8 protein-coding genes and 1 pseudogene are annotated in these 13,201 nt (G+C 41.9%); 7 read left to right on the top strand and 2 right to left on the bottom strand.

Annotation, left to right across the window (positions count from 1 at the left end; translation table 11 throughout):
* The first annotated feature begins 34 nt into the window (after positions 1-34).
* On the top strand, positions 35-565 hold the full coding sequence (locus ACPXXB_RS10855) for a hypothetical protein (protein ID WP_423907357.1): 531 nt from the start codon (positions 35-37) through the stop codon (positions 563-565).
* Between the two features lie 178 nt (positions 566-743).
* Here the strand turns inward: ACPXXB_RS10855 and ACPXXB_RS10850 are convergent, their stop codons facing one another.
* Both ACPXXB_RS10850 and ACPXXB_RS10845 read right to left on the bottom strand, forming a co-directional pair.
* Positions 744-1,259, bottom strand: a complete 516-nt coding sequence (locus ACPXXB_RS10850) for a CinA family protein (RefSeq protein ID WP_423907355.1) — start codon at positions 1,257-1,259, stop codon at positions 744-746.
* A gap of 37 nt (positions 1,260-1,296) precedes the next feature.
* Complete coding sequence (locus ACPXXB_RS10845; RefSeq protein ID WP_423907354.1) at positions 1,297-4,194, bottom strand: insulinase family protein; 2,898 nt, start codon at positions 4,192-4,194, stop codon at positions 1,297-1,299.
* 160 nt (positions 4,195-4,354) lie between these two features.
* Between ACPXXB_RS10845 and hsdR the strand changes: the two genes are divergently transcribed.
* From hsdR to ACPXXB_RS10815, 6 genes and pseudogenes are all read left to right on the top strand, one after another.
* Positions 4,355-6,739 (top strand): EcoAI/FtnUII family type I restriction enzme subunit R, encoded by a 2,385-nt coding sequence (gene hsdR, locus ACPXXB_RS10840; RefSeq protein ID WP_423907353.1) that lies wholly within the window; start codon positions 4,355-4,357, stop codon positions 6,737-6,739.
* Positions 6,729-7,778, top strand: coding sequence for a DNA cytosine methyltransferase (locus ACPXXB_RS10835; protein WP_423907351.1), 1,050 nt, complete (start codon positions 6,729-6,731; stop codon positions 7,776-7,778). Before hsdR ends, ACPXXB_RS10835 begins: the two co-directional genes overlap by 11 nt.
* Positions 7,775-9,718 carry a BbrUII/HgiDII family restriction enzyme gene (locus tag ACPXXB_RS10830; RefSeq protein WP_423907349.1) on the top strand — a complete coding sequence of 648 codons (1,944 nt, stop codon included), beginning with the start codon at positions 7,775-7,777 and terminating at the stop codon, positions 9,716-9,718. Before ACPXXB_RS10835 ends, ACPXXB_RS10830 begins: the two co-directional genes overlap by 4 nt.
* A pseudogene (locus ACPXXB_RS10825) lies at positions 9,715-11,142 on the top strand (N-6 DNA methylase). The gene ACPXXB_RS10830 and the pseudogene ACPXXB_RS10825 overlap by 4 nt, the downstream one beginning before the upstream one ends.
* Positions 11,143-11,223: 81 nt before the next feature.
* Complete coding sequence (locus tag ACPXXB_RS10820) at positions 11,224-11,484, top strand: type II toxin-antitoxin system VapC family toxin (protein WP_423907347.1); 261 nt, start codon at positions 11,224-11,226, stop codon at positions 11,482-11,484.
* Positions 11,485-11,801: 317 nt separating this feature from the next.
* Complete coding sequence (locus ACPXXB_RS10815) at positions 11,802-13,157, top strand: restriction endonuclease subunit S (RefSeq protein WP_423907345.1); 1,356 nt, start codon at positions 11,802-11,804, stop codon at positions 13,155-13,157.
* Positions 13,158-13,201: the final 44 nt, after the last annotated feature.

Raw genomic sequence — 13,201 nt, 5'->3', positions numbered from 1 at the left:
CTATTTACTCTTTAACAATTTAGGGTAAATGACAATGAATGATTCAGTCGAAATTTTTATTTCCACGCGTACCTACGCCCGTTTAGAGAAGCATGTAAAGGGGTTTGAATCACCCGACAATGTGGTAGAGAGATTGCTAGACCACTACGAAGGTGTAGATGCAACAAGACGCTCTGGACGGGATTTTGAATCTGGACCACAATCTCGACCAACGAGGAGGTACGACTACACCAAGTACATTTTCAATGATACACGATATGGGAAAAGCAGACTTGTTTTAGCAGTGGTTAAAAAATATGTGGAAGAAAATCCGGGTATATCGTTTTCCAAACTACTCGAGATATTTCCCTGCCGCCTTCAAGGTTCGCTTGGTGTTTTTGTAAAGTTACCATGCGCCCAAGAAATCTATGAACGAACAAGTCACAAAAGACATTTTATAGAGCATGATGAAACCATTAAATTACCGGACAGCGTTATTGCAGTATGCAGTCAATGGGGCAGGTCAAATATTATTGGATTTCTCAAACTAGCAGAAGAAATCGGCCATACAATAACACCCGTATAAAAATGAAATGGCTTGCGCCGTGGGTCTTCACGGGATTATCGGGTCAAACCCGATAACGACGGCCGGGGGCAGTGCTATTCGTATCATTTCTGATACGCACAATCCGGACTGCCGCCAAGTAAATCAAAGGTAAATCAAAACCGTGCGGCATTAGTCCATTATCCGCACTTGTTATTTATCATTGATTATTTGCGGATTGTGCGTTCTCCAGAATTTTTAACAGCCCGGCAAGGGAATGCACTATGGTTTGGCAACGCACATCATTCCGGTCCCCTCGAAATATTATCTTTTCCGCCTGAACATAGTTGTCTGGCCCTGCCCAACCGAAACAAACTGTGCCCACCGGTTTATCTTTAGTGCCGCCATCTGGACCGGCAATGCCCGTAACCGACAATGCATAATCAGCATCGGCATGTTTCAGTCCACCCAAAGCCATCGCTTGCGCGACTTCGTTGCTAACCGCGCCATATTTTTCGAGTAACGCTTCAGGTACGCCAACCATTTCAGTTTTTGCGGCGTTGCTATAAGTCACATAGCCACGCTCGAACCAGTTTGAGCTTCCCGAAATCGCCGTTAAGGAATGAGCGATCCCGCCGCCGGTGCACGATTCAACCGTGGTCACTGAACGGCCCAGTTGAACCAGCCTTTTGCCAATAATGGCGACTAACTTATTTGGAATATTTGCATTGTTCATAGACATAAATTCCCGATATAAATTTCATGCGTCAATGTCACTGAATCGATTGTCTGAATCGGGTGGCATCCGCAGTTTCGACATAGCCTTGCGATGGAATGCGGCCCATGCCAATATCGACATCTAGGCCCCACGATTGAACCAACAACTCACCTGCGCGATTCACAATATGATTTTTGTAATATGTCTGCATGTCTTGCAAGGTTAATGTGGTTACCGCATCAGCAAACTGCTGTCGGCTATCAAATTGATATTCCTCAAGATCGATTTCACGCCAATAGCGTTGCGATCTTGCGCTTAAATTTTTGTCCTTGCGTAGTATCTTGGCTGCCAATCCAGATTTTAATTGATCGAATTGTGGTTCGCTCATTTCATCCAGGGTTTCACTGAAGTCACCAATAAAGGCATCGTACAGTTTGTTGATTTCTACTGGCGAATGGCTTGGACTCTGAACTGAAAATAACAACCCCGGAGTCTGGTCTATTTTTAATGTGCTGGCATGAACGAGGTAGCCGACACGGTTAACAGTGCGAAGTTGGTTATAAAAAGAAGGCTCCAGCAAGTGCTTGAGCAACGAAACTTTTGCCCGTTCAATTCTGGAATCATCGTTACCCTGAAAATAGGCGGCCAATGCTGAATCGGAATGGTCTATATCGAGACTACGCAAATAGCGTTTTGCGCGATCCAGCTTGCGTATTTTTGGCTTCTCTATCGGGTCAATGAACACACTGTTTTTCAGCAATTTATTGAGCATCTCGCTACGCGCTATGGAATCCTCCAGGCTAACATCCCCATGCGACAATACATTTACAGTAACTTGATTGAATAATTCAGGCACAAATTTTGCGACATCGTCTATGGTTACAGAATCAAGCGCCGCAATCCTTTCTTGTTCAGTCCAATACGGCCGCATTAAAAGTCGATATATTTCATGCACAACCTGAGTGGATGGAGAATCTTTTGAAATATTGCCTAACTCACGAAGCAACCCGGCTTTTATGACATTGAATCTGTCTTCATCGTACTCGGGATTTTCCAACGCATCAATGATGATGCTGAGGAATTCCGATTGCTTATCCTCAAACCCACTAATACGTACCGAAATGCCGCGTGCGTGGCGATACAGGCTATAGTTCAAATCTGCCAGATAGGCGGGATAAATTATTTTATTTAACTGGCTATTGACTAGCCGAACATAAAGTTCCGTCAGCACCAAATTTTCCGCGCTACTATTCGCTAGGGGCGACATAATGTTGAAATAAAAATTGGCCCGCGGCGTTGCGAATTGATTGTCTGGTTGATACCAGAGGGTAACCCCGGCTGCTGTTGAAAGTTGTGCCGCTGAAATTTCCTCAGGCGCTTTTTGTTCTGAATCAATTTCAAGCAAATCCAGCCGCTCCGGTATAAACGGATTTTCTGCAGGCAATTGCAGACTTTCGTGAGCTATTTTAGTTTTCCATAGATTCAGGGTTTCAGGTTCAATGGGAGTCAACGAATACGCTACATCGTAGTACTCGGAAATTTTATCTGTCCCCAGAGACTGCGCTAAAGACTGTGAAGAGACGTGCAAATTAACGTTATCCGGGCGCAAATAATCCAACAGTGTTTTGGTTCGGTTTGGCGTAAACGATTCCATCAGATATGGTCCCTGCAATACATCTTTTGCCGGATAACGCTGAAGCCTGAACGCCAGCGACTGCACTAATCGCCCTGGGTCACGCTCCTGCTCAAATCGAAAGGCAATTTTTGCCAACTTGCTTTGTTCCTGAAAACGCCATTCATCAATTTCTTTTTGTTTTATTAAGTTGATTGTCTGGAAAACCAGATTACCGATGTCTTCAATATGATTCATTCCCGCTTTTGTCAGGTTTATGCGGATGCTAAATTCACCCTGCGTTTGATCCATATATCCTTCTCCAGCACTCAAACTCTCAACCCAACCACGATCTTTTAAAAGAGAGTGCAAAGATCCAGTACCTTCGTGGCCGAGCAAATTTGCAATATAATCCAGCGGCTTTGACCGGTACTCTTCATATGTAGAGGGAATGGGAAACACAAAGCGTGCAGAATTTTGCTGTTTCTCCGGGATGGAATTCAAACGCACTGGCATTAATTCAGCGTCCATATATTGCTGGGTAAATAACGGTGGCGCCACACCGCGATCCGGGATTTGCGAAAACCGATCAGATACCATTTGCTCAAGCTGATCCAGAGACTCCTTGCCCAAAACGGTCAACGCCATTATATTCGCTGAATAATATTGGTTATAAAATTTGATTAATGTTTCTCTGGCGCTGGCCTCCTCCCTATCGCGCAGGGTCTCCATTGAGCCTACCGCGAATCTGGAAAAAGGATGGTCTTTATTCAACCACTGCTTTTGCACATCCCAGAGTCTGCGATGTTCATCTTTTTTCCTCGCTTGATACTCCGAGTGAATGATTGATCTCTCCCGAGCGACATAGACTTCATCGAAAGTGGGGTCGATGAAGAATCGCGAAAATCGGTCCAGTGCGGGTTCGAAATGATCGGCGGCAATACTGAAATAGTAATTGGTGTGGCTAAACGATGTGAAAGCATTATTGTTGCCGCCATTGTTTTTTATGAACGCTTGGTATTCACCGGTGGTCGGATACTTTTTAGTTCCAAGAAAAAGCATATGTTCAAGAAAATGCGCCAGCCCCGGCCAGCCCTTGGGGTCAGATCCGCTGCCGACATAAACGTCGAGCGCGGCCGCCGACTTATCGGTTTCGCTATCAGAAATAAGCAATACCTTTAAGCGATTATCTAACTCTAAATAACGATATAGTTTTTGATCAATTGGACTTTTGGTCACGACATCCTGTGCGACATCTTGCGCGTTGCCGGCATAACTTATGCTGGCCATAAAAACAAGGCCGGTTATAAAAATCAGAATGGGACTGGATATTCTGGGCATATTGAAATTCAAAGGGTATGATAAAATTTCATGGCATGGCGTTCAAATCGCCAAAAGCGTAAATTTGCGTAACCGGTTTTTTGCTTTTCCGCCATCATTTTTAATTCTGATTATATGACGACATTATGGCAAGTTGGAAACTATACTCCAGTGGCAGCCCATGACCTCTAAAAAAGACCTGTCGGAAAGAGACATTTGCACAAAATACATCCAGCCGGCTTTGGAAAAGGCAGGTTGGAACCCGCTTACCCAAATTCGGGAAGAAGTTACTTTTACCGATGGTCGAATCCATGTCAGGGGTAATTTGACAGCCAGGGGAAAGCAAAAAAGGGCGGATTATATCCTTTACTACAAACCTAATATTCCGATTGCCATTATTGAAGCGAAGGACAATAAGCGCTCGGTTAATGCAGGTATTCAACAAGCCTTGAGTTACGCGGAAATTCTGGATATTCCATCCGTTTACAGCAGCAATGGCGATGGATTTTATGAGCATGACCGCACTTGTACGGATGGTAGGATAGAAACAGAACTAAATCTTGATGAATTCCCCTCGCCAGAAACGCTCTGGCAACGCTACAAAAAATACAAATGCATCACTACCGAAGCGCAGGAGCGTATCACCGCACAAGACTATTTTTTCGATGGCAGTGGCAGGGCGCCGCGCTACTATCAACAAATTGCTATCAATAGAACAGTAGAAGCCATTGCCAAAGGGCAGGACCGTATCTTGCTGACCATGGCAACAGGCACCGGAAAAACCTATGCCGCATTCCAGATCATTTACCGCCTGCGGAAAAGCAACACTAAAAAACGCATCCTGTTTTTGGCAGATAGAAATGTATTGATAGACCAAGCTAGAAGCAATGACTTTCGTCATTTCAAAGACAAAATGACGGTCGTAAAGCAAAAGAAAATAGATAAATCCTACGAAATCTATCTCGCGCTCTATCAAGGCTTAACCAACTACGATGAAGATAAAGATGCTTATCGGGAATTCAGTCCAGACTTCTTTGATTTAATCGTCATTGACGAATGTCATCGTGGCAGTGCCGCCGAAGACAGCGCGTGGCATGAAATTCTCAGATATTTTTCAACCGCCACCCATATTGGCTTGACCGCAACCCCAAAAGAAACAGATAGCATCTCCAGCAGCGAATATTTTGGCGACCCGATTTACACCTATTCTCTCAAGCAAGGCATACAAGACGGTTTTCTTGCGCCTTATAAAGTCTTGCGGGTGGGTTTGAATGTTGATTTGGAGGGATGGCGGCCCGAAAAGGGCAAAACCGACAAACAAGGCTTGCTCGTAGATGACCGCATCTACAATCGCACAGATTTTGATATAAACCTGGCCATTGATGAGCGAACAGAAACCGTTGCCCGCAAAGTGACAGAATTTTTAAAAAAGACCAATCGCTTTGATAAAACCATTATCTTTTGTGCCGATATTGATCATGCTCAGCGGATGCGCGCCGCCATCGCCAATGAAAACAACGACCTGATGGCGCAAAACAGCAAATTCGTTATGCAGATTACCGGTGATAATGACGAAGGCAAGCGAGAACTGGACAACTTCATCAACCCTGCAGAAAAATACCCGGTCATCGCCACTACTTCAAAATTGATGACCACCGGGGTTGATGCTCAAACCTGCAAGCTCATTGTGCTTGATAGCAATATCGGCTCCATGACTGAGTTCAAACAAATCATCGGCCGCGGCACGCGCATCAATGAAGAGTTTGGCAAAAAGTTCTTTACCATTATGGATTTTCGTGGTGTGACTGATTTGTTTGCCGATCCTGCTTTTGACGGTGACCCGGTCCGAGTCAAGGAATTAGGTCAAGATGACGAATTCGAATCGCCCGAAGATGAATTAGAGGCGAATGAACCTATCACTGATGAAGATGGCGAAGAGATTATTTTTGTCCCACCAACCGATAATCCGGGCATCATTGATGGCGGTGACATCATTGCCGAACCCAGGGAGAAATACTATGTCAACGGCGTCAATGTGGCGGTGCTCAACGAGCGTATCCAATACATGGATGGCAACGGCAAACTCATTATCGGTAGCCTGAAAAATTACACCCGTCAAAAAGTGCGCGAACAATACCAATCGCTGGATGACTTCCTGATAAAGTGGAACCAAGCCGACAAGAAGCGGGCGATTATTAACGAGTTGGTGGAGCAGGGCATTGTTTTTGAATCGCTCAAGGAAGCCATCAACAAAGAGATGGATATATTCGACATGATCTGCCACACCGCCTTTGACCAACCGCCGCTAACCCGAGCCGAACGAGTCAATAATGTGAAAAAACGTGATTACTTCACCCAATACGGCGAGCAGGCACGCAAGGTATTAGAAGCCCTGTTGGATAAATACGCCGATGAAGGTATCGAGAACATTGAAGATATGAAAATACTGCAAGTTAAGCCGTTAAATCAGTTTGGGTCGCCGCTGGAAATTGTTAAACTGTTTGGTGGTAAAATGCAATATCTCAAAGCACTTGCGGAATTGGAGAAAGAAATTTATGCGGCGTAATCGAGTTCTAAAAATAGAAGCCATTGATTTGTTCTGTGGAGTGGGAGGTTTGACTTGTGGCATGCAGCAAGCAAAAATCAAAGTTCTTGCTGGGCTTGATAACGATGCTTCGTGTAAATATCCGTATGAAAAAAATAATCAAACCATATTTATAAATGCAGATATTTCTAAATATAATTTTAGTAATCTAGCAAATCTTTACTCAAATGATAGCATTAAAGTTCTGGTTGGTTGTGCACCTTGCCAACCCTTTTCTTCTCATACCTTTAAGGTTAAAAATAAGGAACAGGATATTAGATGGAATCTAATTGATTATTTCGTTGAAGCAATAAAAGCAATAAACCCACATATTATATCTATGGAGAATGTTCTCGGTCTTGTAAAAACTGATATTTTTCAAAAATTCTTGGTTAGTCTTACTAATTTAGGTTACATGATAGACCATAAAGTTGTTTATTGTCCTGATTATGGAATTCCTCAAAATAGAAGCCGACTAGTTATATTAGCTTCAAGGTTAGGCGAGATAAAAATACCTAAGAAAACGCATAAAAAAGAAAAATACGTCACTTTAGCCAATGCGATACAACATCTTCCTGCAATAAAAGCTGGAGAGATTAGCACCGATGATCCTTTGCATCGGGCTAAAAATCTTTTCCCAATTAATTTGCAAAGAATAAAACAATCAAAACCTGGAGGTACGTGGCTTGATTGGGATAAAAAGTTATTGCCTAATTGTTACAAAAAAGAAAGTGGCAGGACATACACCGCTGTATATGGAAGATCTAGCTGGGATAAGGTCTCTCCAACGATTACAACCCAGTTTTTCAGTTACGGCTCTGGTCGATTCGGTCACCCGGAACAAGAGCGCGCTTTTTCAGCACGTGAAGGAGCATTATTACAAACTTTTCCTCGTAATTATGATTTTGGCGAATTAACGTCACTGGCAAGAATAGGTCGTCATATCGGCAATGCAGTGCCACCTCGGTTAGGTTTTGTTATAGGAAAATCAATTTTAGAACATTTGGAAAATATTTTATGAGTAAATATGAATTAAAGATAAATCTAAATGTTTTAAATCATTTGGGTCTTAATTTATACAGCAATGTTCCAGCAGTATTATCAGAATTAATTGCAAATGCTTGGGATGCAGACTCAACAGAAGTAAAAATAACAACTTCAAATAGTGAAATCAAAATTGAAGATAATGGTTGTGGGATGAGCGCAGAAGATCTGAACACTAAATTTCTAAATGTAGGATATCAGAGACGAAAAAAATCTAATGATGATTTAACGCCAGAGTTAAAGAGAAAAGTAATGGGTAGAAAAGGAATTGGCAAGTTGTCCATTTTTTCTATTGCTGAGCATATTGAAATATATACAAAGAAAGAAAAGACACTGGGTATTTCAATGAAAGTTAATGATATACGAGAAAAGATAGAACAAAAGAAACCATACCATCCAAACGAGATCGAAATTAATGAGAATAATGAAATAAATAATGAAACAGGAACAACAATTGTATTGAAGCAGATAAAGAAAAGAGTGGGAATTTCAATTGATAAAAATATAAAGAAACGGGTTGCTCGGCGGTTTGATATTTGGTCAGATCAATTTAAAGTTTTTATGAATAATGAAGAAATAAGCATTGCAGATAGAGACTATTTCCATAAATTGGAATTCGCTGTTACATATGGGGATTATTCTAGAGGTGATTTTTCAAAAATTGATAAGAATAAACTCTGCCCGCGTGACATTTCTTCATTAAAAAAAGATGAAATCAGTGGTTGGATTGGTTTAGTAAAACAATCTGGCGGGCTACAAGATGGCAATGACAATTTAAATAAAATATCTGTATTGGCTAGAGGAAAAGTGGCTTTAGAAGATATATTGGATCTATATAGAGAAGGAGGTCTTTATACGAAATTTCTAATTGGTGAAATTAGGGCGGATTTTTTAGACCTCACTGAGAAAGATGATATCGCAACTTCCAGTAGGCAGGATTTCATTCAGAGTGATGAACGATTTATTAAGTTAAAAGATTTTATCTTTAAAGAGCTGAAATTCATACAAAAGGCTAGGGCTGAATATAAAACAGAGAGTGGAGCAAAGAAAGCAGAGGAAATTCCTGCTATTAAAGAGTGGCTGGGTAAATTAAAAGGAGATACCAAAGTTGCCGCAAAAAAATTATTTGGCCGTATTAACTCTATTGCAACAGATGAAGAACATAGAAAAACGCTTTATAAACATGGCGTATTAGCGTTTGAGCATTTATACCATAAAGAAAAACTTCAGCAATTAGATAATCTTGAAGTAGACAGTCTTAAAATAGCGGTTCAATTGTTTTCTGAATTGGACGATATAGAAGCATCTTGGTATTACCAAATAACCGAAGGTCGGTTGGAGGTTATAAGGAAATTAATAGAACATATCGAAAAAGATAAACTTGAAAAAATCATACAACAGCATATATACGAGCATTTATGGTTGCTTGATCCATCATGGGATAGAGCGACTGAAGTGCCTGTCATGGAGAAATCCATAAAAAATCGACTTGACGAGTTGCGATTAACAAAAGTTGAAAAGGGTGGAAGGTTAGATATTCGGTATAAAAAGATTTCTGGTAAGCACATTATTATTGAATTAAAGAGAGATTCGGTAAACCCTAAAGTTGGAGAATTAATGGATCAAGTTAAAAAATATAAAAAAGCAGTCAAAAAAGAACTACAAGCACACGATGAAGAGGTCTCAATTGAAGTTATTTGCTTGGTTGGGAGTGGACTTTCAGGATGGGAAGACATCGAAAGCAAACAGAATGATGAAAAATCATTATCAGCACAAGATATTAGAGTGATTACTTACCAACAGTTAATTAAAGATGCCGAAAATAGTTATCAATCTTATTTAGAAAAAAGCAAAGAAAAAGGACGTATTCGGAATCTATTGCAATCTATCGACGATACTGTAGAGCAAAAAGCATGACCAATCTCTCCGGCATCGTTAAATCCATCCGTAACATCATGCGGCAGGACATTGGCACGGGCAGTGATGAACTGCGGATTCTGCAACTCGGCTGGATGTTGTTCCTGAAAATATTCAGCGACAAAGACAAGGAACTGGAGCTCATACAAGACGGCTACACCTCACCCATTCCACAAGAATTGCATTGGGATGAATGGGCGGGTAATGACGAAGGCATGACCGGCGATGAACTACTTGCCTTTGTCGATCAAAAACTCTTTCCCGCGTTGGCGAACATTAACCTCTCTACCAACAACAAACGCGCCGTGCTGGTGCATGAAGTCTTTGCCAATAACTACAATTATATGAAATCCGGTATTCACCTGCGCCAGGTGATTAACAATCTTAACAAAATTGATTTTAACAACAGCAAGGACAAACAGATTTTCGGGCAGATTTACGAGACCTTTTTAAGCGAACTGCAAAGTGCGGGCACGCTGGGTGAATTCTATACCCAGCGCGCCATCACCGAGTTATTAACCGAACTGACCAACCCCAAAGCGAATGAAAAAGTACTTGATCCTGCGTGTGGCACCGGCGGGTTTCTCACCGCCGCATTGGAGCACCTCAAAGCCAAGGCAAGCACTGTCGCAGACCGCGAAGCTATCCAGCAAAATGTTGCAGGCTGGGAATACAAACCCCTGCCTTATTTGTTGTGCAATACCAATTTAATCTTGCACGACATCAATCTGCCGAACATTCGATACGATGATTCGCTGGCACGGCCGCTAACCGAACACCGCCAAAAAGACCGGGTGGATGTGATTATTACCAATCCACCCTTTGGCGGCGTGGTCTCCAATAACAACGAAAACAATTTCCCGCAAACCTACCGCACCAAAGAATCGGCAGACCTGTTTTTAATCCTGATGATTCATCTGCTCAAAGACGGTGGCAGAGCGGCTATCGTCTTGCCGGATGGTTCGCTCACTGGTGATGGCGTCAAACAGCGTATTCGCCAAAAATTGTTGGAAGACTGCAACCTTCATACCATTGTCCGCTTGCCTAATTCTGTATTCCAACCATATGCCTCGGTTGCCGTCAATCTGCTGTTTTTTATAAAAGGTGAACCAACAAAAAGCGTTTGGTATTACCAGCATCAACTGCCCGAAGGCTACAAGTCCTATTCCAAAACAAAACCGATACAGTTAGCAGAATTTGACAGTTTGAAAAAGTGGTGGCACAAGCGAGAAGAAAACGAACAGGCATGGTAGGTGGACATCAATACTATTATCGAAAGCGGTTATAATCTCGATATTAAAAACCCGCACCAGCCGGAAGAGGAAAAATCATATTCCAGCACCGAGTTATTAGAATTGTTGCATCAGTCTTTCAATAAAAGCGATCAACTCATCAATCAACTCAAACAGGAGTTATCAACATGAACACAATTACCAAACAAATACTTGACGATGTGAAGAGCCTGCCGGACCAATGCAGAAAGAAACTTTATCACCAGACTGGAGGTGCTCGGCTATCATCGTCTCAAGGAGGAAGACAACAAAAGTTTCCAAAGACTGTTCGCGTTCGCTGTAATTTGTCCTATCTTGTTATCTATCATTGAGTTGGCAATTAAACTGCGCCGGGGGAAAAGCATGTCGTTGGCTGATGCTGTTATTGCCGCCACCGCTCTGGAGCATCGTCAACCTCTGACTACTCGAAATCTCAAGGATTTTGAATGGGTGGAAGGATTGACAGTGGTGGGTCCGTTGGTTGACGCAGATTAAGAAAGAGTTGGCATGATGGAAAATCTCTACACGCCGTGTAGAGAATTAAGAGCGGGGGTAGCCGCACAAAAAAACAGCCGCGTTAGTGGCGGCTGTCGGACCGAGGCTCCTACTTAATTCGGCACACCATCGGTGGGGTTAGCCGCTATTGTACAGGATTTGTGCAAGGAATTGCATAATTATTTTTTAAAAACGATAAATATCGTGACTTATAGAAAAATGACATTCATTGCTGACTATGAAACCAAGTCAATTCCCAAAGAGTTGTTGCGTAAAAATCTGAATGAGTTTTACGTTTTGTTGGAAGGCGGGGCAGAATGATGAGCGATTGGGAAACAAAAAAACTAGGCATATTGCTTACCCAAAGAAAAGAACAAGTAGTACTTGATCCGGATATTGAATACATCCTTGTCACTATTTCCAATAAAGGCGATGTAAAGCTACGAGAAAAAAAGAAAGGGGCGACCATATGTGCCAAAAATGGTTACATTGCAAGAGCCGGCGATTTTATATATTCCAGACTTTCTGTGCATACTGGAGCTTTTGGCATCGTACCACCAGAGCTTGACAATGCACTTATCACGAATGAGATGCCATGCTTTGAAATAGATGAAGATCAGATATACCCAAAAGTCTTGGTGGATTTAGTCGGATTACCTACTTTTCTGCGTCAATTAAAACAGCTCACCAAAGGAATGGGGCGAGTGCGAATTAAAGAAAGTATGATGCTTTCATTGTCCTTGGTTCTGCCACCGCTTACAGAGCAGAGTAAATTAATCAGAAAGATTGATCACATAAAAACAAATCGGTCCATCTTGAATACTGAAATCACCCACCAACAAACTCTACTAAAAAAGCTCCGCCAACAAATACTGCAAGAAGCTATTGAAGGCAAACTCACCAAAGATTGGCGAGCAGAGAATCCAGATGTTGAATCTGCCAGCGAATTATTAAAACGGATTCAGGCAGAAAAAGCGCAACTCATTAAAGACAAAAAAATAAAAAAGCAAAAACCGCTGCCTCCAATTGATCAGGAAGAAAAACTCTTTGCATTACCTAATGGATGGAAGTGGTGTCGGTTGGGTGAGATTTCAATTAATTCGTTAGGGAAAATGCTTGATACTCAAAAAAACAAAGGCGAATTAAAACCATATCTGCGAAATCTGAATGTACAGTGGTTTGAGATTAATACCTCAAATCTAAACGAAATGCGTTTTGAAGAACACGAAACACAAAAATATTCAGTACTAAAGGGCGACATAGTAATTTGCGAAGGCGGCTATCCTGGTCAAGCTGCTATATGGAGTAGAAATGAATCTATCATGTTCCAAAAAGCGTTACATAGAGTACGTTTTATTTCGGAATGCTTTTCTTCCGTGCTATTTGTCAATCTATTGTGGTTGTGGGCTACCAAGGGTGAAATTACTAAATATTACACTGGCGCAGGGATTCGACATCTAACGGGGAAGTCATTAAATAAAATGATCATTCCCATCCCCCCACTCCCCGAACAAAAAGCCATCGTCGCCAAAGTCGAAAAACTCCTCACCCTCTGCGACCAACTACAAACCCAAATCACCACCAACCAATCCCATGCCAAACAACTGATGCAGGCGGTGTTAAAAGAAGCGTTTTCACAAAACAGTCAAGAATCAAAACAAACAGCAATGTAAGGTGGATTCTACCTACCGAGCGGGTGCAAGCTACTGTTTTTGAT

This window comes from Candidatus Spongiihabitans sp. (assembly GCF_965237845.1).
GTDB lineage: Bacteria > Pseudomonadota > Gammaproteobacteria > Arenicellales > Poriferihabitantaceae > Spongiihabitans.
This window is presented reverse-complemented; position numbering and strand designations above follow the sequence as displayed.

Bases quoted from the DNA above. Each gene is read 5' to 3' on its own strand.
- ACPXXB_RS10830 (WP_423907349.1), top strand. From the start codon at position 7,775: ATGAGTAAATATGAATTAAAGATAAATCTAAATGTTTTAAATCATTTG.
- ACPXXB_RS10855 (WP_423907357.1), top strand. From the start codon at position 35: ATGAATGATTCAGTCGAAATTTTTATTTCCACGCGTACCTACGCCCGT.
- ACPXXB_RS10815 (WP_423907345.1), top strand. From the start codon at position 11,802: ATGATGAGCGATTGGGAAACAAAAAAACTAGGCATATTGCTTACCCAA.
- ACPXXB_RS10845 (WP_423907354.1), bottom strand. From the start codon at position 4,194: ATGCCCAGAATATCCAGTCCCATTCTGATTTTTATAACCGGCCTTGTT.
- hsdR (WP_423907353.1), top strand. From the start codon at position 4,355: ATGACCTCTAAAAAAGACCTGTCGGAAAGAGACATTTGCACAAAATAC.
- ACPXXB_RS10835 (WP_423907351.1), top strand. From the start codon at position 6,729: ATGCGGCGTAATCGAGTTCTAAAAATAGAAGCCATTGATTTGTTCTGT.
- ACPXXB_RS10850 (WP_423907355.1), bottom strand. From the start codon at position 1,259: ATGAACAATGCAAATATTCCAAATAAGTTAGTCGCCATTATTGGCAAA.